General features: G+C 44.8%; 18 protein-coding genes. 2 read left to right on the top strand and 16 right to left on the bottom strand.

Features of this window, described 5'->3' with window-relative positions; genetic code table 11:
- Positions 1-217: 217 nt before the first annotated feature.
- The 9 genes from GFC30_RS01655 to GFC30_RS01615 form a co-directional block, all read right to left on the bottom strand.
- Entirely contained in the window at positions 218-1,813 is a 1,596-nt protein-coding gene (locus GFC30_RS01655) for a CTP synthase (RefSeq protein ID WP_066322573.1), read from the bottom strand.
- Between the two features lie 163 nt (positions 1,814-1,976).
- On the bottom strand, positions 1,977-2,537 hold the full coding sequence (gene rpoE / locus GFC30_RS01650) for a DNA-directed RNA polymerase subunit delta (RefSeq protein ID WP_084256144.1): 561 nt from the start codon (positions 2,535-2,537) through the stop codon (positions 1,977-1,979).
- 165 nt (positions 2,538-2,702) lie between these two features.
- A complete protein-coding gene (gene icmF / locus GFC30_RS01645; RefSeq protein ID WP_066322571.1) occupies positions 2,703-5,957 on the bottom strand; it encodes a fused isobutyryl-CoA mutase/GTPase IcmF in 3,255 nt (1,084 codons plus the stop codon).
- Positions 5,958-5,978: 21 nt separating this feature from the next.
- On the bottom strand, positions 5,979-6,608 hold the full coding sequence (locus GFC30_RS01640; RefSeq protein ID WP_066327015.1) for a TetR/AcrR family transcriptional regulator: 630 nt from the start codon (positions 6,606-6,608) through the stop codon (positions 5,979-5,981).
- 20 nt (positions 6,609-6,628) lie between these two features.
- Positions 6,629-7,771: an acyl-CoA dehydrogenase gene (locus GFC30_RS01635; RefSeq protein WP_066322570.1), complete on the bottom strand. Its 1,143-nt coding sequence runs from the start codon at positions 7,769-7,771 to the stop codon at positions 6,629-6,631.
- Positions 7,772-7,791: 20 nt separating this feature from the next.
- A complete protein-coding gene (locus GFC30_RS01630; protein ID WP_066322568.1) occupies positions 7,792-8,925 on the bottom strand; it encodes an acyl-CoA dehydrogenase in 1,134 nt (377 codons plus the stop codon).
- A gap of 25 nt (positions 8,926-8,950) precedes the next feature.
- A complete protein-coding gene (locus GFC30_RS01625; protein ID WP_066322566.1) occupies positions 8,951-9,802 on the bottom strand; it encodes a 3-hydroxybutyryl-CoA dehydrogenase in 852 nt (283 codons plus the stop codon).
- 42 nt (positions 9,803-9,844) lie between these two features.
- Complete coding sequence (locus GFC30_RS01620; protein WP_066322564.1) at positions 9,845-11,026, bottom strand: acetyl-CoA C-acetyltransferase; 1,182 nt, start codon at positions 11,024-11,026, stop codon at positions 9,845-9,847.
- A gap of 197 nt (positions 11,027-11,223) precedes the next feature.
- Positions 11,224-13,317: a (Fe-S)-binding protein gene (locus tag GFC30_RS01615; protein ID WP_066327013.1), complete on the bottom strand. Its 2,094-nt coding sequence runs from the start codon at positions 13,315-13,317 to the stop codon at positions 11,224-11,226.
- A 198-nt stretch (positions 13,318-13,515) separates the two neighbouring features.
- On the opposite strand from GFC30_RS01615, the gene cls reads away from it, so the two are divergent.
- The gene (cls, locus tag GFC30_RS01610; RefSeq protein ID WP_066322562.1) at positions 13,516-14,697 is read left to right on the top strand and encodes a cardiolipin synthase; all 1,182 of its coding nucleotides are present in this window, start codon (positions 13,516-13,518) and stop codon (positions 14,695-14,697) included.
- 629 nt (positions 14,698-15,326) lie between these two features.
- On the opposite strand, the gene GFC30_RS01605 is transcribed toward cls, so the two are convergent.
- The 7 genes from GFC30_RS01605 to speE form a co-directional block, all read right to left on the bottom strand.
- A complete protein-coding gene (locus tag GFC30_RS01605; protein WP_066322556.1) occupies positions 15,327-16,190 on the bottom strand; it encodes a hypothetical protein in 864 nt (287 codons plus the stop codon).
- Between the two features lie 485 nt (positions 16,191-16,675).
- Entirely contained in the window at positions 16,676-16,843 is a 168-nt protein-coding gene (locus GFC30_RS01600; RefSeq protein ID WP_066322550.1) for a XapX domain-containing protein, read from the bottom strand.
- Positions 16,844-17,024: 181 nt separating this feature from the next.
- Positions 17,025-18,695 (bottom strand): arginine--tRNA ligase, encoded by a 1,671-nt coding sequence (gene argS, locus GFC30_RS01595; protein WP_066322549.1) that lies wholly within the window; start codon positions 18,693-18,695, stop codon positions 17,025-17,027.
- Entirely contained in the window at positions 18,692-19,129 is a 438-nt protein-coding gene (locus GFC30_RS01590; RefSeq protein ID WP_066322548.1) for a YwiB family protein, read from the bottom strand. The genes argS and GFC30_RS01590 overlap by 4 nt, the downstream gene beginning before the upstream one ends.
- 96 nt (positions 19,130-19,225) lie before the next feature.
- On the bottom strand, positions 19,226-19,591 hold the full coding sequence (locus GFC30_RS01585; RefSeq protein ID WP_066322547.1) for a cytochrome-c oxidase: 366 nt from the start codon (positions 19,589-19,591) through the stop codon (positions 19,226-19,228).
- A gap of 112 nt (positions 19,592-19,703) precedes the next feature.
- On the bottom strand, positions 19,704-20,585 hold the full coding sequence (speB, locus tag GFC30_RS01580) for an agmatinase (RefSeq protein ID WP_066322546.1): 882 nt from the start codon (positions 20,583-20,585) through the stop codon (positions 19,704-19,706).
- Between the two features lie 12 nt (positions 20,586-20,597).
- Complete coding sequence (gene speE / locus GFC30_RS01575; RefSeq protein ID WP_066322542.1) at positions 20,598-21,425, bottom strand: polyamine aminopropyltransferase; 828 nt, start codon at positions 21,423-21,425, stop codon at positions 20,598-20,600.
- 182 nt (positions 21,426-21,607) lie between these two features.
- Between speE and GFC30_RS01570 the strand changes: the two genes are divergently transcribed.
- Positions 21,608-23,662 carry a transglycosylase domain-containing protein gene (locus tag GFC30_RS01570; RefSeq protein WP_066322538.1) on the top strand — a complete coding sequence of 685 codons (2,055 nt, stop codon included), beginning with the start codon at positions 21,608-21,610 and terminating at the stop codon, positions 23,660-23,662.
- The last annotated feature ends 91 nt before the right edge of the window (positions 23,663-23,753 follow it).

Genomic DNA, 23,753 nt, shown 5'->3' with positions numbered 1-23,753 from the left:
CCCCTATCGGCGAAGAGCGCACAAGCCCCACCGAGGGCTCAAACCAAGCATGGCTTGGTTCTGCGTTGGTAACCTCCGTGAAGCCAATCCATGCGTCGCCGCCGAAAGAAGGGACGGAGCGCATCACACCGATGGCGCTTGGAGCTAGACATCCTACCCAATCGAAAAATTTTATCCTTACTTACCTTATAAAAAAGACGATCCGCGTGGGATCGTCTTAGTTTTGTAACGAAGCTTTAATAAAGTCACGGAACAGCGGCTGTGGTCTTGTCGGGCGCGATGTAAATTCTGGATGGAATTGCGCAGCGACAAACCAAGGATGGTCTTTTAATTCAATAATTTCCACTAAGCGGCCATCTGGGCTTGTCCCAGAAAAGACGAAACCGTGCTGTTCCATGACTTGGCGATATTGGTTGTTAAACTCATAACGATGGCGATGGCGTTCATAAATGACTTCATCATTGTACGCTTCATACGCGCGCGTGCCCTCGACTAATTTGCACGGATATAACCCTAAGCGAAGCGTGCCGCCTAAGTCTTCAATATCTTTTTGTTCCGGCAATAAGTCAATAATTGGATACGGCGTGTCTGGATCGATTTCTGAAGAGTGGGCACCTTCTAACCCAACGACATGGCGGGCAAACTCCACAGACGCTAGCTGCATGCCAAGGCAAATGCCAAGGAACGGGATGCGCTGTTCGCGCGCATAGCGAATCGCAGCAATTTTCCCTTCAATGCCGCGGTCCCCAAATCCGCCTGGAACGAGAATACCGTCCGCTTCTTGTAAAAGGGTCGCAACGTTGTCATTGTTCACATGTTCGGAGTTAATCCATTGAATTTCCACTTCCGCATCAAACGCATACCCTGCATGGCGAAGTGCTTCGACAACGGAGATATAAGCATCTTGCAATTCAACGTATTTGCCGACAAGCGCAATTTTTGTTTTCCGTGAAAGATTGCGCACTTTTTCGACGAGCGCTTTCCATTCGGTCATATCTGCTTCTTGGCAATTCAGTTTTAAATGCTCGCAAACGATTTGGTCCAATTTTTGTTCTTGCAGCATTAATGGCACCGCATAAAGCGTGTCCGCATCGCGCGCTTCGATGACGGCTTTCGGGTCAATATCGCAGAAAAGGGCGATCTTATCTTTCATGTCTTGGGACATCGGCATTTCGGTACGAACGACGATGACGTTTGGCTGAATCCCGAGACTTCGCAATTCTTTGACGCTATGTTGCGTTGGCTTCGTTTTCATTTCCCCCGCTGCTTTAATGTATGGAACAAGCGTACAATGAATGTACATGACGTTTTCGCGGCCGATGTCGCTTTTAATTTGGCGAATCGCTTCTAAAAATGGCAGTGACTCAATATCCCCGACCGTGCCGCCAATTTCGGTAATCACGACGTCCGCGTTCGTTTCCCGCCCTGCGCGAAAAACGCGCTCTTTAATTTCATTTGTAATGTGCGGAATGACTTGCACGGTGCCGCCTAAATAGTCACCACGGCGCTCTTTTTTCAAGACGGTAGAATAAATTTTTCCAGTCGTCACGTTGCTATATTTGTTTAAGTTAATGTCGATAAAGCGCTCGTAGTGGCCTAAGTCTAAATCGGTTTCCGCCCCGTCGTCTGTGACAAATACTTCCCCATGTTGGTACGGACTCATCGTTCCTGGGTCGACGTTAATGTATGGGTCAAATTTTTGAATCGTCACGTTTAAGCCACGGTTTTTTAACAACCGACCTAATGAGGCTGCAGTAATTCCTTTCCCTAACGACGAAACGACGCCACCTGTTACAAAAATATACTTCGTCATGTTCTTCCCCCCTGCTGAATATGGAACAGTTAAAGTGTGTGCAAAATACAAATAAAAAACGCTCCGCTTACCGGTGTAAGGGAGCGATATTTTTTATCGGTTCTATTTTAAAAGAGCCCAAATAAGATTCTACATAGCTAAACTGACAAAGTCAAGGGGATTGTTATTCTTCTTCCTCTGTTTCTTCTTCTAGTTCAATTAGCTCGTCGTCTAGTTCCTCTTCTAATTCTTCGTCCCCTAATTCAAACTCTTCATCGAGCAGTTCATCCTCAAATTCCTCAGCTTCATCGAGGTCAAATTCCTCTTCGTCGAGCAATTCATCGTCTAAGACGTCTTCTACGTCTTCGTAGTCATCAAGGTCGTCATAATCCAATTCTTCATCGATGATTTCGTCATAATCTTCGTATTCATCATCCAATTTTTTCTTTTTCTTCGGCTTGAACGTTGTGACGTTTTCATCTTCTGTTTGGTCGTATGGATACCACGAACGCAACCCCCAACGGTCTTCGCTCACACAAATAAAGCGACCATCAATATTTAAATCTGTATAAAATTGCGCAAGGCGCGCTTGCACTTGATCCTCCGTCAAATTCGCCAAAGCAGCAATTTCTTGAACGAGCTGTGGAAAAGGCATCGCTTCTTTTTTATCGCTCATTACTAAATAAGCGAGTTCAACGAGCGACATTTCTTGCAATTCTTCTGGAGAGTATTGCTGCAAACTCACATCCTGCACTCCCTTTCTATGTAATATTACCAATAAATAAATGCATGAAATACATACCATTCATTATAAACAAATTCCCTTTGTTTATGCTAGGTCTTCGACAAGCGTTTTATAAAAAATTGTTGCTTTTTCGTGAAAAAGGGGCTGATCGACAATCGACCAGCCTTACATATTGCGACGGTATTGACCGCCCACTTCGTATAGCGCTTTTGTAATTTGCCCAAGGCTCGCTACTTTGACCGTTTCCATCAATTCGGCGAAAATGTTGCCGCCGCTCACCGCGACATGCTTCAACCGCTTCAACGCTTCCTCTACTTTATCTTTATTACGTTCTTGGAAAGCTCGTAAATTTGTAATTTGCAATTCTTTTTCTTCGTAAGAAGCGCGCGCAAGCTGAATGTTGTTCAACTCTTCTTCCGATGGAGGATTCGGATTCAAATACGTATTGACGCCAATGATCGGCAATTCGCCGCTATGTTTTTTCATTTCGTAATACATCGATTCGTCTTGAATTTTGCCGCGCTGATATTGCATTTCCATCGCGCCTAACACGCCGCCGCGGTCGTTGAGCCGCTCAAATTCTTGCAATACCGCTTCTTCCACTAGATCGGTCAATTCTTCAATAATGAACGAACCTTGTAGCGGATTTTCATTTTTCGTTAACCCGTGCTCCTTTGTGATGATTAGCTGAATCGCCATCGCCCGACGGACCGACTCTTCGGTTGGTGTCGTAATCGCTTCGTCGTAGGCGTTTGTATGCAAGGAGTTACAGTTGTCATGCAATGCCATTAACGCTTGCAACGTCGTGCGAATGTCGTTAAAATCAATTTCTTGCGCATGGAGTGAACGACCGGACGTTTGCACGTGATATTTTAATTTTTGGCTCCGCTCGTTTGCCCCGTATTTTTCCCGCATAACGACTGCCCAAATGCGGCGGGCAACACGACCGATGACAGAATACTCTGGGTCTAGACCGTTGCTAAAGAAGAATGACAAGTTGGGCGCAAAGTCATCGATATGCATGCCCCGGCTTAAATAATATTCGACATACGTAAAGCCGTTTGCCAATGTGAACGCCAATTGCGTAATCGGGTTTGCGCCCGCTTCGGCAATATGATAGCCAGAAATCGACACAGAATAATAGTTGCGCACTTTATGCTGAATAAAATATTCTTGAATGTCGCCCATCATTTTTAAAGCAAATTCGGTCGAGAAAATGCACGTATTTTGCCCTTGGTCTTCTTTTAAAATATCGGCTTGCACAGTGCCGCGCACTGTCTGCAACGTCCACGCTTTTACTTCTTCGTATTCCGCTTCCGTCAACGGACGACCAAGCTCTTGTTCGCGTTTTTCGACTTGTTGTTCGATTGCTGTATTCATAAACATGGCCAAAATAATTGGCGCTGGTCCGTTAATCGTCATCGACACCGACGTAGACGGATGGCATAAGTCAAAACCTTTATATAATCGTTTCATATCGTCAAGTGTACAGACGCTGACACCGCTTTCACCGACTTTTCCGAAAATATCTGGACGATATTGCGGGTCTTCCCCATATAGCGTCACCGAGTCAAACGCGGTACTTAAACGCTTCGCCGGGTCATCTTTGCATAAATAGTGGAAGCGACGATTCGTCCGCTCTGGTGTTCCTTCTCCCGCAAACTGCCGTTTCGGGTCTTCCCCTTGTCGCTTGAATGGAAAGACGCCAGCGGTGTATGGGAAGTAACCAGGCACGTTTTCTTTATACACCCAGCGCAAAATTTCCCCATAGTCTTTAAATTTCGGCAACGCAACTTTCGGAATGTCTAGCCCCGCAAGGCTTTTCGTCGTCAATTCGGTGACGATTTCTTTGTCGCGAATTTTCGTGACAAGTTGTTTCGCACGATATTTCGCCTTTACGTCTTCCCACGATCCGAGAATTCGTTTTGATTCGGCGCTCAACTCGTTTTCATAATGCGCTTTTAACGTCTCTAGTGACGCGATCACTTCTTCTTGCCCACGCTCTTTCGCTGCCGCAATCGCCCCTTCAATTTGGAACAAGCGGCGAGCAAGCTCGCTTTGCTTTTCCACATACTTATGATAATTGCGCACCGTATCAGCAATTTCGCGCAAATAATGGCGGCGTTCGTTCGGGATAATGACGTTTTGTTTTTGCACATCGGTGACGGTTTCGAGCGTTGTCGTCCAATTCGTACCTGCTTTTTTGTTCATTAAATCAATCAAGGCGACAAAGAGCGTATTCGTGCCCGGGTCGTTAAATTGACTTGCAATCGTTCCGTACACCGGCATTTCTGATAACTCTTTATCAAATAGTTGATGGCTGCGTTGATATTGTTTTTGTACTTGCCGTTTGGCATCTTCTGAGCCTTTTCGTTCAAATTTATTAATGACGATGAGGTCGGCATAGTCGATCATGTCGATCTTCTCTAGCTGTGTAGGCGCCCCAAACTCGCTCGTCATGACATACATCGAAATGTCACTCACTTCGGTAATCGCCGCATCGCCTTGGCCAATGCCGCTCGTTTCCACGATGATTAAGTCAAATCCAGCCGCTTTGACGACTTGAATGGCTTCTTTAATCGCTAGCGACAACTCCGAGCGCGAATGGCGCGTCGCTAAGCTGCGCATATAAACGCGCGGCGAGTTAATCGAATTCATGCGGATGCGGTCGCCAAGTAGCGCTCCGCCCGTTTTTTGCTTCGTCGGGTCGACCGATAAAATCGCCACTTTTTTCTCCGGAATTTCGTTTAAAAAGCGGCGCACTAATTCGTCGGTTAATGAGCTTTTGCCCGCTCCGCCCGTTCCGGTAATGCCGACGACGGGCACTCGTTTTGCCATTTCTTTTACTTTCCCAAGAATGCGTTCGATCGTCGCGGCTGCTTCATCGTCTGCATCTAGCAAGTTTTCACAAACGGTAATAAGCCGAGCGACCGCTTGCACATCACCGTTTGGAAGACGTTCGAGTTCGTCCGTCAGCTGCTTTACCGTCGGGAAATCACACTCTTCTAACATGACGTTAATCATGCCTTGCAATCCGAGAACGCGCCCGTCTTCCGGAGAAAAAATACGGGCGATGCCGTAGTCGTGCAATTCTTTTATTTCCCTTGGAATAATGACGCCGCCCCCACCACCATAAATACGGATATGGGAAGCACCTCGTTCCTGTAATAAGTCATACATATATTTAAAAAATTCGACATGCCCCCCTTGGTAAGAAGAGACGGCGATGCCTTGCACATCCTCTTGGATGGCGGCATTGACGATCTCTTCTGCCGAGCGGTTATGCCCTAGGTGAATGACTTCCGCACCGCTTGCTTGCAAAATGCGGCGCATAATATTGATTGAGGCATCGTGGCCATCGAATAAGCTGGAGGCTGTCACAAAGCGAACGTGATGTTTCGGCCGATAAATGTGTGCCATCCTCTCTCTCCCCCTTTGTCGTTATGACCGTTTCTCCAAAATACCCCTTAACAACAATTGTGTCTGCAGTTCGATGTATTCCTCTAACGTATACATTTTATGAAGCGCCCAGCGGCGGAACGCCCACATTTGCCCGAGCACGAAAATATCGTGGGCAAACAGCTGAATTTCCTGCTCCGTTAAGGAGAACGCTCCGTTTTCCACACATTCCCGCAAAATGTTTTCGAAAATCTTCACCATTTGCAACTCTTTATTTAAAACATACGGGAGCGAATCTTTCGTTAATGACTTTACTTCTTGGTACATGACGAGCACTTCGTCTTGCAAATCGTCAATGACTTTGAAGTAGCGAGCGATGGCAAGCTTTAAGCTTTCAATCGTGCCATGGTGTGTACCGATATCTTTTTCGAGCCGTTCGTATACTTCATCGTAAATGCGGTCACACACTAAATAAAGCACATCTTCTTTTTGGCGAATATATTCGTACAACGTGCCGATGCTAAACCCTGATGCTTTGGCAATTTCCCGCGTTGTCGTCCGGTGAAACCCTTTTTGTTTAAAGAGAGCGATGGCGCCTTTAATCATTTCATTACGCCGCTTTTTGACGAGCCGTTCATCTTTGACCGAAGCCGGCACTTCCCGTTTTTTCATGTTCATCGTCAATCGCTCCATTACTCTTTCGTTAACATTCGTGAAATGACAAGCCGCTGAATTTCTTGCGTTCCTTCGTAAATTTGCGTAATTTTCGCATCGCGCATAAATCGCTCGACCGGATAATCTTTCGTATAACCGTATCCGCCAAAAATTTGTACTGCATCGACCGTGACTTTCATTGCCGTGTCTCCTGCAAACAACTTCGCCATCGCCGATGCTTTTCCATACGGAAGGTTGTTCGATTCAAGCCATGCTGCTTGGTACGTCAATAACCGAGCCGCTTCCACTGCCGTTGCCATGTCTGCTAATTTAAAGCCTACTCCTTGCTGTTCGGCGATCGGTTTGCCGAATTGCACGCGCCCTTTCGCATATTCGACCGCTGCATCAAGCGCCCCTTGAGCGATGCCGACCGCTTGCGCCGCGATACCGTTACGACCGCCGTCTAGCGTCATCATCGCAATTTTAAATCCTTCGCCTTCTTGTCCGAGCAAGTTTTCTTTCGGAACACGGCAATCTTCAAAAATAAGTTCGGTTGTCGGCGACGAACGAATCCCTAGTTTTTTCTCTTTTTTGCCGATCGAAAAGCCTGGCGTGCCTTTTTCAATAATGAAAGCGCTAATACCTTTATGCTTTTTCTCTGGGCTCGTTACAGCAAAGACGACGTAAATGTCCGCTTCGCCACCGTTTGTAATCCATACTTTCGACCCGTTAATGACGTAGTGGTCACCGTCCAATACGGCTCTCGTTTTCATCGAGGAAACGTCTGAACCAGCGCCCGGTTCCGAAAGGCCATATGCGCCAAGCTTTTCTCCAGTCGCTAGTGCCCGTAAATACGTTTGTTTTTGTTCCTCTGTGCCAAATTTATAAATCGGCCAACTCGCAAGCGAAATGTGTGCCGATAACGTTACCCCAGTGGAAGCACACACCTTCGATAATTCTTCTACAGCGATAACATACGCCAAATAGTCGCTGCCGATGCCGCCGTATTCTTCCGGCCACGGAATGCCCGTTAATCCGAGCTCCGCCATTTTTTCAAAAATTTCGCGATCAAACCGTTCCTCTTCGTCGCGCTCTGCTGCTGTCGGTGCTACTTCGTTTTTCGCAAATTCGCGCACCATTTTTCGTATCATTTCATGCTCTTCTGTTAATTGGAAATTCATCGTCCTCTCCCCCGCTCATGTTATAGTTGCTTGCTAATGACTAAGCGCTGAATTTCGCTCGTCCCTTCATAAATTTCGCAAATTTTCGCATCGCGGAATAAGCGTTCCACCGGATAGTCTTCGGTGTAGCCGTTGCCGCCAAAAATTTGCACTGCTTCAATTGCATTTTCCATCGCTGCTCTTGACGCGAACAATTTCGCCATCGATGCTTCTTTGCTGCAGGAACGTCCGTTTGTCCGCAAAAAGGCAGCACGATATACTAATAATTTGGCAGCTTCAACCGCTGTCGCCATATCGGCTAATTTAAATGCAATCCCTTGCTGCTCGGCAATTGGTTTGCCAAATTGAACCCGTTCTTTCGCGTAGGCGGTTGCGTATTCGAGGGCAGCTTCGGCAATGCCAAGCGACTGAGCGGCGATGCCGATACGGCCGACATCAAGGTTTGCCATCGCAATTTTAAATCCTTGCCCTTCTTCGCCTAATAAATTTTCTACTGGTACTTTCGCATCTTCAAACGAAATTTGTACCGTTCGTGAACCGTGTAAGCCCATTTTCTTTTCGTCTTTACCAATGATAAAACCTGGTGTATCTTTTTCGACGATAAAAGCAGAAATGCCACGGCTTCCGATTTCATCTGGATTCGTGCGGGCGAATACGATGTACGTACCCGCTTCGCCGCCGTTTGTAATAAACACTTTTGAACCGTTTAAAATGTAATAGTCGCCTTGGCGAACCGCTTTCGTTTTTAGACTTTTCGCGTCAGAACCAGCGCTTGGCTCGGTAAGGCAAAAAGCGCCAAGATATTCCCCGCTCGCAAGCTTTGGCACGTATTTTCGTTTTTGTTCCTCTGTCCCGAAATAGAGGATTGGATTGGTGCCAACGGACGTATGCACCGATAAAATGACGCCGACGGTTGCGCTGACTTTTGAAATTTCATGAATGGCAATGATATATGATGTAAAGTCCATGCCGGCGCCGCCGTATTCTTCTGGAATCGTAATGCCCATTAACCCTAGTTCCGCCATTTTTTTTAAAATGGGGCGAGGAAACTCCCCTTTTTCCATCCGCTCGACAAATGGAGTAATTTCGCTCGCCGCAAATTCACGTACCATGTTGCGCATCATTTCTTGCTCTTCTGTGAAACGTAAATTCATGTATGCCACCTTCTTTGCTGTCCGTTTATTCGTACGTATAGAACCCTTTACCAGTTTTTCTGCCTAGCCAGCCTGCTTTCACGTATTTACGCAACAGCGGGCACGGGCGATATTTATCGTCCCCAAATCCTTCATGAAGCGTTTCCATAATGTATAAGCACGTATCAAGGCCGATAAAATCAGCAAGCGTCAACGGCCCCATCGGATGGTTCATGCCAAGTTTCATCACTTCGTCAATTGCTTCTTTCGTTGCCACCCCTTCGTATAGGGCGTAAATCGCTTCGTTAATCATCGGCATTAAAATGCGGTTCGAAATAAAGCCTGGAAAATCATTCACTTCCACCGGCACTTTATTTAATTTGCGCGTCATCGCTTCGATTGTTTCATATACTTCCGGTGCGGTCGCAAGCCCACGAATAATTTCGACGAGCTTCATCACTGGCACAGGGTTCATAAAGTGCATGCCGATGACTTTTTCTGGCCTCTTCGTCGCTGCTGCAATTTCCGTAATTGGAAGGGACGACGTATTTGTTGCTAAAATCGTATCCGGCGGGGTAATCTCATCGAGTTGCGCAAACAGTTTCGTTTTTACTTCCATGTTTTCGACAACCGCTTCAATGACTAAATCGACTTCGCGTGCATTGTGCAAATCGACCGATGGCGTAATGCGCTGTAAAATGTTTGCTTTTTCTTCTTCCGTCATTTTTCCTTTTTCGACTTGGCGCGTTAAGTTTTTCCTAATTGTCGCAAGCCCGCGCTCGACATATGCTTCTTGTAAATCATGCAAAAACACATCATACCCTGCCATCGCACATACTTGGGCAATGCCAGATCCCATTTGACCAGCACCGACTACCATTACTTTTTGAACGTCCATCCTCAAATCCCCCATCTACTGATTTTTCCTCTATCGTATTCGTTAATCGACTTGAACCATGATGGCATCGCCTTGACCACCACCGCTACAAATCGCTGCGATGCCAAGCCCTCCGCCGCGGCGTTTTAATTCGTGAATGAGCGTGATAATGATGCGTGCACCGCTTGCGCCGATTGGGTGTCCTAGCGCAACTGCTCCGCCGTTGACGTTCACTTTCTCTGGATCAAGCCCTGCAATGTGGATGCTCGCGAGTGCGACTGCGGCGAACGCTTCGTTAATTTCAAACAAATCAATATCTGCCGCTGTTTTTCCCGTTTTCCGTAATAGCTCGTTAATGACAATCCCTGGTGTTTTTGGGAAGTCTTTTGCTTCGACCGCAATCGATGCGTGAGCGACAATCGTTGCGAGCGGTGTTCTTCCTTCGCGTAGCGCCCGCTCTTCGCTCATTAGCACAAGCGCAGCTGCCCCATCATTAACACCCGGAGCGTTTCCCGCAGTAATTGTTCCTATCGGATCGAATACTGGGGAGAGCTTCGCTAATTTCTCAAGCGATGTGTCTTTGCGTGGCGATTCATCGTCTGTTACAATGAGCGGTTCGCCTTTTCGTTGCGGAATTTCGACTGGGACAATTTCTTCGGCAAACACCCCTGCCTCGATCGCAGCGATCGCCCGCTGATGGCTCCGATATGCCCACGCGTCTTGCGCTTCGCGGGAAATTTCTAGTTCTTTTGCGGTTTCCCCGCCGTAAATGCCCATATGCACCCCAGTAAAGCTGCACGTTAATCCGTCATATACCATTAAATCTTTGACCGTCGAATCGCCCATGCGCAATCCCCAGCGTGCTTTCGGCAACACATACGGCGCATTGCTCATCGACTCCATTCCGCCAGCCACGATTACTTCCCCGTCACCTGCACGAATAATTTGGTCTGCTAATGTGACACTACGCATCCCAGAAGCACATACTTTGTTGATCGTTTCTGTACGCACTTCCCATGGAATTCCGGCGTAGCGAGCGGCTTGCCGGGAAGGAAGCTGCCCTTGTCCCCCTTGCAGAACCGTGCCTAAAATCACTTCGTCTACTTGTTCAGCGCTTACATTTGCACGCGATAACGCTTCTTTTACTGCAATCCCTCCTAACTGAGCAGCAGTAAACGTACTTAAACCTCCACCAAATTTCCCAAATGGTGTGCGTACTCCGCTTAAAATGACCGTTTTCCCCATCATTCTCTCCCCCTAAAAAATATATAGACGCTCCAACGTTGCCAACAAAGCTACCGCTCGAGCGAAAGAAAGCGATTACAAATCACCGACTGAACGTTCGCTCAGTATTTATCGTTAGGAGAAAGGTGCTTTTGCACACCTTCTCCTTCTATTATACTCACTATTTTAAAAAATACGAATTATTTATGCAATTTTTTTTATGAAGCAACTTCTTTTTTGTCCCCAAACACGGCTTTTTCTAACAATTCCGCAATGTCATACGTCGCGACTTTGTCCTCCACCTCTTTCGCTTTCGTTCCATCGCTTAACATCGTTAAGCAGTACGGACAGCCGGAGCTGATGACGGTTGGGTTGACCGCTAACGCCTGCTCCGTGCGTGCGACGTTAATTCGCGTGCCTGTCGTTTCTTCCATCCACATTAAGCCGCCACCCGCACCGCAGCACATTCCTTTTTCGCGGTTGCGTTCCATCTCCACAAGTTTCACACCAGGAATCGCTCGTAAAATGTTGCGCGGCTGCTCGTACACTTCGTTGTAGCGGCCAAGATAACAAGAATCGTGGAAAGTAATCGTTTCGTTTACTTCGTATTTCGGCACTAGTCGCCCTTCTTCCACAAGCTTCGCTAACAATTCGGTATGATGGTACACTTCTGCTTCGAAGCCGAAATCTGGGTATTCGTTTTTAAACGTGTTGTACGCATGCGGGTCAATCGTGACGATTTTTTTCACGCCGGCTTTTTCAAATTCGGCGATATTATTTGTCGCTAGTTCTTGGAATAAAAATTCGTTCCCTAACCGGCGCGGCGTATCGCCAGAGTTTTTCTCTTTATTGCCTAAAATCGCAAATTTGACGCCTGCTTCGTTTAATAAACGAGCGAAGGCTAACGCGATTTTTTGGCTACGGTTGTCAAACGACCCCATCGAGCCAACCCAAAATAGATATTCGAATTCTTCGCCTGCCTTTTGCATTTCTTTCACGGTTGGAATATGCACGTCTTCACGCAATTCGCGCCAGTTTTCTTTTTCTTTTCGGTTGAGTCCCCACGGATTGCCTTGGCGCTCGATATTCGTCATCGCCCGCTGTGCATCCGCGTTCATTTTTCCTTCTGTCAAGACGAGGTAGCGGCGAAGGTCGATAATTTTATCGACATGTTCGTTCATGACTGGACATTGGTCTTCGCAGTTGCGGCATGTCGTACAGGCCCAAATTTCTTCTTCTGTGATGACATCGCCAATTAAGCTTGGCATTTCCACCGTAGCCGCTTGTTCTCCATATCCTGCAAACGCAAGTTGGTTGCCTTTGGTGTTTTTAAACGCAAATACCGGCACCCAAGGCGCTTTTGAGGTGACCGCTGCTCCTTTTTCGGTTAAGTGGTCACGCATTTTTAAAATCAAGTCCATTGGGGACAACATTTTTCCTGTTCCTGTCGCAGGACACATGCTTGTACAGCGACCGCATTCGACACAGGCATATAAATCAATGAGCTGTGTTTGCTTAAAGTCTTCAATTCTCCCGACGCCAAACGACTCTTGCGTTTCGTCTTCAAAATTAATTTTTTCTAGTTTCGGACGCGACAATCGGCTAAAAAAGACGTTCACCGGTCCTGCGATTAAATGCGCGTGCTTCGATTGCGGAACGTACACTAAGAAAGTAAGCAAAATTAATAAGTGTACCCACCAAGCGACGTAAAAGAGAACAGCCGCCCCTGTTTTTCCGACCCAAGAAAACGCTCCGGCGACAAGGGAAGCAACTGGCTCGCTCCATGTTGCGCCTTCCCCATGCCAAATCATGCTCATACCGTTTCCGAATAGTACGGAAAGCATTAACCCACCGATAAAAATTAACACAAGCCCTGCTTTAAAATCACGTTTTAAACGGACAAGCTTTTCGATGTAGCGGCGGTAAAACGCCCAAAAGACAGCGATCAAAATAAGTAATGTCACAATTTCTTGGAAAAACGTAAAGCCTGGATAAAGCGGTCCTAGTGGAAGATGGCCGCCCGGAACGAGTCCTTTAATAATAAAATCAATCGCTCCAAACTGGACGAGAATAAACCCGTAAAAAAAGATGACGTGAATCAAGCCGCTTTTTTTGTCTTTTAACAACTTTTTCTGCCCAAACACATTCACCCAAATGTTTTCGAGGCGCTCTTTTACTTTTTGGTCAAACTCGACTTTTTTGCCTAGCTTAATATAGGCGATGCGCGTTTTCACCAAATACACAAACAAATGAACTGCGTAAGCGGTTACAAACAAAAATGCAAGAAAATTAAGAATCAGTAACGAATTCACCATGTAACTCCCCTTTCCCCCTTTATGGCACTAAAGAAAAAATATTAACAACAAAAGGAATTTTCAGAATTATGCCCCTTGATTTTATTTTAATTATGAATGAGCATTCAGTCAACAACGTTTTTGCTGGAGAGCATGTTAATTTTTTTCATAACGGGTACATTAATGACATAATGACTTATCACACAGGAGGGATGTATCGTGATATGGGTTGTTGCCATATTGCTGCTTATCGTTCTCGATGAGTGGCTCGGTCGCCGCCGAAAGCGACATGCTCCAAAAAAAGAATATCCGCTGCGGCAAAGCAACATAACGTTGTTTACGAACGGACAACATTTATTCGCCGATTATTTCCTGGAAATAAAAAAGGCAACGCACCATATTCACGTTTTGTTCTATATTGTCAAAACGGACGACATTAGTCAACAGTTTTTTTTCTTTTTACAACAAAAGGCAAAAGAAGGGGTCGAGGTACGGTTGCTTGTCGATTGGGTTGGCGGTTTTAGGCTATCACGGAAAACGATTCGCTCCTTAAAGGAAAGTGGGGTGCGCTTTGCGTTTAGCCAAAAACCGTCATTCCCGTATTTTTTTTATCAGCTCAACCGTCGCAACCATCGAAAAATTACAGTCATTGATGGAAAAATCGGCTATATCGGTGGTTTTAATATCGGGAAAGAATATATTGGACAAGATACCGATTTTGGCGATTGGCGGGATTACCATTTGAAAATAAACGGAGAAGGAGTCATGGATTTACAGACGCAATTTTTGACAGATTGGAAAGCTGCAACGGCAGAAGTGTTGCAGCAGGAAACGCGGTATTTTCCAGAATTGCCGCGTGGAACGATCGTTCATCGGTTCATCGCGACAAACGGGAATGGACTAGAAGAAGATTTTGCTCACCTTATCCGCCAAGCGAAGCGAGAAATTATTATCGGTTCACCGTATTTTATTCCAAGCAAAAAAGTGATGAAAGCACTAATCGATGCACTGAAGCACGGCGTAGCGGTGACCATTCTTGTGCCGCTAAAAGCAGATCATCCGTTGGTAAAAGAAGCAGCCCTCCCGTACTTCTATCGATTGTTGAAACACGGTGCGCACATTTATCGGTTTTACCAAGGGTTTTATCATGCCAAAACGATTATTATTGACGACGATGTATGCGATATCGGCACAGCGAATTTTGACAAACGGAGCTTTTTTCTGAATGGGGAAATGAACTGCTTTATTTACGACCGAGCGTTTACGCAACAAATGAAGCACGTCATCCGATATGAACTGTCCCGTTCAGAACGATTGACGCTCGATTGGTGGAAAAAGCGGTCAGTATGGGAGCGGGGAAAGGAGTCCATCTCTGCGCTTCTTGAGCGATGGTTATAAAAAATAACCTTTTTTACAAACAATATGGCTCTAGTTAGAAAACCATCCTTTTTATCGATTGGAACAAATCGATAAAAGGGATGGTTTTTTTCTTTACCTCAAAAAAGCAACTAAAAACAAGCGCTCATATGAACACTTTTGAGTCAACCCCTTTTTTGGTTCATCGCCACAAAGTGTACTTGATAAGTAATGGACTTCACCGATTGAAGACTCGGTATAGATAAGTTTTTTATTTGTATTTCTAGGTGCAAGTAGAACAAAATCAAATTTTTATTAAAAAATTAAACTCGACTTTCGGTGAAGAGCCGATTCTTATTTAAGTATGTTAAAAATCAGTAAAATACACCCCTTAAAAAAGCGAATTCCTCCCCCTTCTACTCCTTCCACTCGTTGAAGTGGGGGCTCCTGTGCTAAAAAAACTCATTCATTAATCAAATATCGTTACCATTGTTCGATTTTCCGTAAACCTTACGTACTAACAAAATTAATAAGACTGTGTTAATGGTTGTACAAATTCCGATATATACTACACCTAAATAACCCGTTAAAAAGAATCCCGCCAATCCAGAAAAAAAGATAATTAGAAATAGGAAGGGGAAACCCATATCTCATCCCTTTCTTTAATTAAGTCATAGAGAGAATAGAATGCTAACATCCTTTGCTTCTTTCACTTGTTGCGCTCCACTTATACTTATATTACCTGTATAAATATTGATCGAATATGAACTTACCCCAAAATAAACGTGGCTATAATGACCGTAAGCATTGGCTTCATTATTATTGGGAGTTGATTTTTTTACATTAAAATACATATACCCTCGATGATTGGTTGGCGGAGCATTAGTACCAATGCCTCGTATATCTATTTTAAATGCGATTCCAGACGAATTTTGAGCATCTGGATAGTATAAATTATCAGAGTGAGTGCCTACTCCGTCATCCCACAAATACTTAGCAAAAGCCGTCCCAGGTATTTGAAGTACATGTGTGGAGTGAGAAATAGCTAAAGTGTCAACCAGTTTCCATGTTGGGCTAGTTAACCACTGGAAAGAGTTTTTTAATTGTACCTCCCCTGTATATCGACCGTAAGAATCATATATTTTAGTAGATGTTAAGGTTAATTTAATCCATCCACTATCTGCAGTTGCCGCTACATTTATATTTTCTGTCTTGAATTTACCTTCTTTTCTTATTTCAGCAACAGCCGTTTCTTCGTCGTACTCTATCATCCCTAATTTTGTTACTTTATAATACTTAGTTACTTTATTCTCTAGCTTACCGCTTAGATCTTTAAATTTCTTATATTCATCGTAAGTCATGTTAGCCAATTCATCGTCTGTAAATCCAAATTCATAAAATCTTTCTTTTTCACTCTTGTTCCAGTAAATTTTTTCATTAGAAGCAGCTGAAGCGTGGTTAGATGACAGCAAGATTACACAGAACCCAAAAGTAAGTATAGGAATAAAATTCCTAATAAATCTTAAAAAACTCATCTCATTCCCCCTCTAAATTACAATTGATCCTTTCCCAAAATTTGCGCCCGATTTTTTACAACATACCTTGCTTACACTCGAAAGAAGATATTAAATAAATTAATGATTTATGCATACCCTTGTTCAGTAAAACCTATCACCTGTCAAGCGCACTTTGTGGTGATGAACCTTATAATTTGAATATTAAAAAAAATAAAAAAGTATGTCAATTGTTTTTTGTTATATTTTACTTTAATTTAATAAAATAACCAGTATAAACTTACAACCAAAATACAAAAAAGACATGAATCCGCTCTTTAGTAAGGAAGTTCATGTCTCATGTAATGCTGCTCTGTTTCCAAATTTTCAAATGATGATTTTTTTAAATAGATTTCACTCATCTCCAAGAGGAAAATCAGATGGATACAAATAATCTGTTATTCTTCATCCACTTTATTTTTTTAACTTTTAGACAGTCCAAAATACTTTCGACTCTCCTCAACGTTTTACTTCCATAACGTGCTAATCCATTCAAATGCTTTCATGCCTAAATAGACGCCGACGATGCCGGAAATGCCTGCAAGCGCTGGCGGTGCCGGAATCGGCAAGCGGAATAACGTAAATAAAAAGCCAACGACCATACCGGTCAATAGTGATAAAATAATTTCTTTCATCGTAAAACATCTCCTCCATTTTTCCGCTGTCCCACTTTTTCGACAAATATCTACTCCTATCGACAGCCATTACCCATCTTATCATACTCTTTTTCAAATGGGGAGGCAAAAAAAGTGGATATATTTGCCTAACACAAATATACCCACTTTTCTTATTTATTATTATATTTCAAAAACGATGTCACATTTTTTCCGGTGCCGACACGCCGATTAATTGCAGAGCGTTTTGCAGCGTGATTTGCACGGCTTTCACTAACGCTAGGCGTGCTTGGCTTTTTGCCACGTTTTCTTGGTCGATGACTTTCTCCGCATTGTAGAAGCTATGCAACGCTGACGCCAGCTCAAAAATATAGTTTGTCACGCGATGCGGGGTGCGCTTAAGCGCAGCTTCCGCTACCGCAGCTGGAAATTCGCCAAGTTTTTTCAACAGCTCGATTTCTTTTTCCGACTGGATATACTCTAGCTGCAATTCGCCTTCATAAGATAGATTTTGCTCCTCTCCTTGGCGAAGAATGCTGCACACGCGCGCATGTGCATATTGCGCATAATACACTGGGTTTTCGTTCGATTGCGAAACGGCTAAATCCATATCAAAATCTAAATGCGTATCGCTTGAACGCATCGCAAAGAAATAGCGAGTGGCGTCTAATCCGACTTCTTCCATCAAATCGCGCATCGTGACCGCTTTACCGGTCCGTTTGCTCATTTTGACTTTTTCCCCGTTTTGATACAAGCTGACAAGCTGAATAATTTCTACTTCTAGAACGTCTGGATCATAACCGAGCGCCGCAATCGCTGCTTTCATGCGCGGAATGTAGCCATGGTGGTCCGCGCCCCAAATGTTAATCAGCTTTGTAAATCCGCGCTCAAGCTTGTCTTGATGATACGCAATATCCGGCAACAAATACGTATACGAGCCGTCTTGTTTAATCAACACGCGATCTTTATCGTCGCCAAACGTCGTCGAACGGAACCATGTCGCCCCGTCTTGTTCGTAAATGTGCCCTTTTTCGCGCAATGCTTGTAACGCTTTTTCGATTTTTCCGTTATGGTACAGCGACGTTTCGGAATACCATACGTCAAAGTTTACACGGAAATCGGCTAAATCTTTTTTAATTTTTTCCATTTCATAGGCGAGCCCGTATTCGCGGAACTGTTGCAGCCGCTCCGTTTCCTCCATTCCAACGAACTTATCGCCATGTTCTGCCGCTAGCTTTTTCCCTAACTCGATAATATCCTCGCCGTAATAGCCGTCTTCCGGCATCTCTTTCTCGATACCGAGCGCTTGGAAATAGCGAGCTTCAACCGACTTCGCCAAGTTGGCAATTTGATTGCCGGCATCGTTAATATAATATTCGCGCGTCACGTCAAATCCGGCTTTTTCTAGAATATTGCACAACGAGTCACCGACCGCTGCCCCGCGCGCATGGCCTAAATGCAAGCTTCCGGTCGGGTTGGCAGACACAAATTCGACTTGCACCTTTTGCCCGTTGCCGACGTTTGTTTCTCCATACGACGCTCCTGCTTCTAAAATGGTCGGAATTAAATTCGTTAAGTACCGGTTGTCCATGTAAAAGTTAATAAAGCCCGGGCCTGCAATGTCAATTTTTTTGACGGAAACAGCGTCTTGGTTAAAATGACGAACGATTTCTTCGGCAATCACGCGCGGCGCTTTTTTCGCAACGCGGGCAAGCTGCATCGCCATATTCGTCGAATAGTCACCGTGCGCTTTTTCGCGCGGCACTTCTAAAATGATGTTCGGTAGTTCCCCTTCTGCGACAAACCCTGCTTTAAAAACAGCCTGCTTAATTTCTTCTTTCAGCTTTTCTTTCATTTGTTCCACGATATTCATCTTCGTTCCTCCCTAAATAAAATCGTTACTTTATACCGGCCAGCATCCCGATCTGCTAGCTGCAATAGGTAAGAAAAAAATAGATGGCCTTTTTTCGCTTTTTCATTGTATTGGTACCGCACTTCATCTGTTTTTGTTTTCAACAACCATCGCGCCATTTCGTTTTCATACGTCCCGACCGTTTCTTTATGCTTTCGGAACGTATGGCGCATTTGCACCGCGCCAGAACGAAGGACAACAACTTCGTCTTCGTGAATTTTTAACACATTTTTTACCGTTCGACCTTCATATTGCTCGTTAAATGTTAAATAGACCGTATCCCCTTTTATGTAGTATAAACCATTTGCTTCAACGACAACAATTTCTTTTCGCAAACCGTCGCGAATTTCCGTGACTTGCTTCAGCAAAATCGGCGTTCCGTTCGTTTTCTCCATCGTTTCACACCTTGCTATATGAACTCTCATTAAGTATAAGAAAAGCCCGCAACACATGCAATAGGCGGCCTCGAGAAAGAGACCGCCTTGACCTTTTTATGATTTTAAGTTTTTCACCACGTTCCACGCAAAGCTAAGCACGCCAAGCGTGACGAGAACGCCGCCAGCGGCAGTAATCGGAATCCATGATTCGTGGCCGGAAACGACAAACGCAAGACTAATCATCATGACCGGCAACCCGATATTATGAAGCCAAAAATGTGCTTTTGCCCATGTCGTCGCCGCTATTTGTGGAAATAAATGATAGATAATACCAGCAAGCGTCAGCGCTGTCCAGCCAAGTAGGTTGATATGAACGTGCACAGGCGTGAGTGTAAATGAGTGTACGATCGACATATAAAGACCTAAGCAAACCCCGACCGCAAAATAAACGGCAGAAATTTTGATTAAGCGAACCCCCATCATCTCCCCTCCTTTCTCCTATTGGCAAAATGGAAACCGTACTTTACTATATGTGTCCCCTCCTTGTCCTATGTCAAAAAAAAATCCCCGTCCTTTCAGACGGAGATTGGCATTATTTCCGTTTTTGGACCCAACCAAGAAGCATTTCGCGCACGAGTTTGCTTGCTGTGTTGGCTGTTTGTTCGGAATGGTCGTATACAGGCGCGACTTCAACCAAGTCGGCACCAACGACGTGCACATCAGAACGAGCAATTTCGTGAATTGCCGCGAGCAATTCTTTTGACGTAATACCTCCCGCATCTACTGTGCCTGTGCCTGGTGCATGCGCTGGGTCTAGTACATCGATGTCGATGGTGACATATACCGGACGACCAGCAAGCGTTGGCAACACTTCTTTTAACGGCTCTAATACTTCAAATTTGGCAATATACATGCCGTTTTGTTTCGCCCACTCGAATTCTTCTTTCATTCCTGAACGAATGCCGAAGGAGTATACGTTTTTTGGTCCAATAAGCTCCGCAATTTTCCGAATAGGCGTCGAGTGCGACAGAGGCTCTCCTTCGTAATGCTCGCGCAAATCGGTGTGCGCATCCATATGAATAATCGCTAAATCGGGATATTTCTTATATACTGCCTTCATCACCGGCCACGACACTAAATGCTCGCCGCCAAGACCAAGCGGAAATTTACCTGCCGTTAAAATGCGGTCCACGAACTCTTCAATCATGTCTAGGCTGCGTTGCGCGTTGCCGAACGGAAGCGGGATATCGCCTGCATCAAAATATTTCACTTCCTCAAGTTCGCGGTCTAAATACGGGCTGTACTCTTCGAGACCGATCGATACCTCGCGAATGCGTGCTGGACCGAAACGAGAACCTGGGCGGTAGCTAACCGTCCAGTCCATCGGCATCCCGTAGATGACCGCTTCGCTTTCTTCAAAGTTTGGATGGCTTTTAATAAAGACGTTGCCAGAATACGCTTCATCAAATCGCATAAAAAATCCCCCTTATTTCACTAAATCAGCGACAAATTTTGGCAACACAAAGCACGCTTTATGCAGCTCTTTTGTGTAATACTTCGTGTCAATGTCATGGAAACGGGCATCGCTGACTGCTAATGGATCGTATTTTTTCGAGCCCATCGTAAACGTCCACATGCCGCTTGGGTATGTCGGAATGTTCGCGATATAAAGGCGTGTAATCGGAAAGATTTCACGTACATCGCGCTGCACCGTACGAATTAAATCCGCTTTAAACCAAGGGTTGTCTGTTTGTGCCACGAAAATACCGTCCTCTTTTAGCGCTTTCGCAATGCCCGCATAAAACCCTTTCGTAAACAAATTCACCGCTGGGCCGACTGGCTCTGTGGAATCGACCATGATGACATCGTATTCGTTTTCGCTTTGAGCAATGTGCATAAAGCCGTCATCGACTTTTACTTCCACGCGTGGGTCGTCTAGCTTCCCAGCGATTTCTGGAAGGTATTTTTTCGAATACTCGATCACTTTTCCATCAATTTCGACTAGCGTCGCTTTTTTTACGCTCGGATGTTTCAACACTTCGCGAATCACACCACCGTCTCCGCCACCAACGACAAGCACGTTTTCCGGATTCGGATGTGTAAAGAGCGGCACATGGGCAACCATTTCGTGATAGACGAACTCGTCTTTTTGCGTCGTCATGACCATGCCGTCTAAAATAAGCATATTTCCGAACTCTTCCGTTTCGACCATATCAAGCTTTTGGAATTCCGTCTGTTCTGTATGTAAAGTGCGTTTAATTCGTGCTGTAATTCCAAAATGTTCCGTCTGCTTTTCTGTAAACCATAATTCCATGTGTAAACACCCTTTCTTTTATTCATTCACATGCCTTTATTTTAGCCTTACAAAGAAAAACTAAACATGAAAAAGTATAGAGCAATCTAGCAAAATTTCAAGTAAAAGTTGCTAGAAAAATGTTTAAAATGGGAAAAATCTTTTCATACTAACTATAACAAACGATTGATGAGGTGAGAGAATTGGAGCTCATTCCAGGTAGCCGGTTTCGCGGAACAGTCAAATATATACGGGCGTTCATCTTTATTAGCCTCATCCTCACCTTTCTATTTGCCGCTTGTATTACAGCCATTATCGCGTTGGCAAAATGGGAAGGCGCACCACCGTTAGCGGTGCCACAAACAACGGTGTTTTATGCTGATGATGGCACAAAAATCGGGGAAAGTGATAATGGACAAACGCGCTATTGGGTGGGCTTGCACGACATGTCTCCTGCTATTATTCATGCGACCGTTGCCGTCGAAGACAGAAAGTTTTTCGACCATTATGGATTTGATATAAAGCGCATCGCTGCTGCGGTTATTGCTGATATAAAAGCGATGCGGAAAGTGCAAGGGGCAAGCACCATCACCCAGCAATATGCACGCAACTTATTTTTAACATTAGATAAAACATGGTTACGAAAACTGCAAGAAGCACTATATACGATCCGGCTTGAAGTAAACTATACAAAGCAAGATATTTTAGAAGGCTATTTAAATACGATTTATTACGGTCACGGAGTGTACGGGGTAGAAGCTGCCGCCCGCTATTATTTTGGGAAATCAGCAAACAAATTGACATTAAGTGAAGCAAGCATGCTAGCTGGCATTCCGAAAGGACCGTCGTATTATTCGCCGTTCGTCAATGAAACGAGAGCAAAGCAACGCCAAAAAATGGTGTTACAAGCGATGGTGGCAAGCGGCTATATTAGTAAAAAAGAAGCGGAACAGGCGTACCGCACACCGCTTTTGTACTCGCATCATCACGAAATGGTCCAAAAACCAATCGCTCCTTATTTCCAAGATACTGTAAAATACGTATTACGGACAAAAATCGGACTCGATGAACGAACGATTGAAATGGGAGGATTGCGCGTCTATACATCATTAGATCCGAACATGCAAGCAATCGCTGAGCAACAAATCCAACAAATTATTGATCCATCATCCGCTATTCAAGCAGCATTAGTCGCGATGGATCCACGAACGGGGGAAGTAAGGGCGCTCGTAGGTGGACGAGATTATGAAAAAAGTCAGTATAACCGCGCGATACAAGCTGAGCGGCAACCTGGATCAACGTTTAAACCGTTTCTCTATTATGCGGCAATTAAACAAGGATTTACGCCATCCACGGAAATGCGTAGCGAGTTGACGACATTTACACTTGATGACGGCTCGACGTATACGCCACATAACTACAACAATTACTATGCAAACGATACGATTACGTTGGCGCAAGCAATTGCATTATCGGATAACGTATTTGCGGTGAAAACGCATTTGTTTATCGGGGAAGACCAGCTTGTGGAAACAGCGAAAAAACTCGGCATTACGAGCAAGCTGAAAAAAGTACCGTCACTTGCGCTCGGAACGTCGCCGGTAAAAGTGATTGACATGGTCACCGCCTACGGTATTCTTGCCAATGGCGGCAAAAAAATCGAACCGGTCTTCATAAAAAAAATCGTCAACTATCGTGGGGAAACCATTTACGAAGCAAAGCAACACGAGGAACCAGTGCTCGACGAAGACGCTGCTTTTGTCACGACCGAGTTAATGACCGGCATGTTCGACCCAAAATTAAACGACTACACAACGGTCACTGGGCAAACAATCGCAAGCGACATCACCCGTCCTTACGCTGGAAAATCAGGGACAACAGAAACAGATAGCTGGATGATTGGCTACGCGCCACAGCTTGTTGCCGGCGTCTGGACTGGGTATGACCGCGGAGAAAAAATGACGAAACCAGCGGAAAAACAATACGCGAAAAAAATTTGGGTGCAGTTCATGGAAAAAAGTTTGCAAAAAGAACCTGTAAAATCATTTACTCCAACAAAGGGGGTCGTCGGTGTATACATCAACCCTGACAATGGAAAGCTCGCTACGGACGCCTGTCCTGTGAAACGGCTCACGTACTATATCACGGGCACAGAACCGACCGAATATTGTACCGAACACATGCAGAAAAAGAAGAAAAAGAAAGAGCATAGAGAGAAATCAAGCAATTGGTTGGAAAAACTGTTCGAATGGTTTTGAATATGGAAATAAGGAAAAACCTCAAGCGTTCGCTGCTTGAGGTTTTTCTTGTCCTAGTTTTATTGTGTTATGCATGTAGGTTTAGTTTACT

Origin of the sequence: Anoxybacillus amylolyticus (assembly GCF_001634285.1) — a bacterium.
Taxonomy (GTDB): domain Bacteria; phylum Bacillota; class Bacilli; order Bacillales; family Anoxybacillaceae; genus Anoxybacteroides; species Anoxybacteroides amylolyticum.
This window is presented reverse-complemented; position numbering and strand designations above follow the sequence as displayed.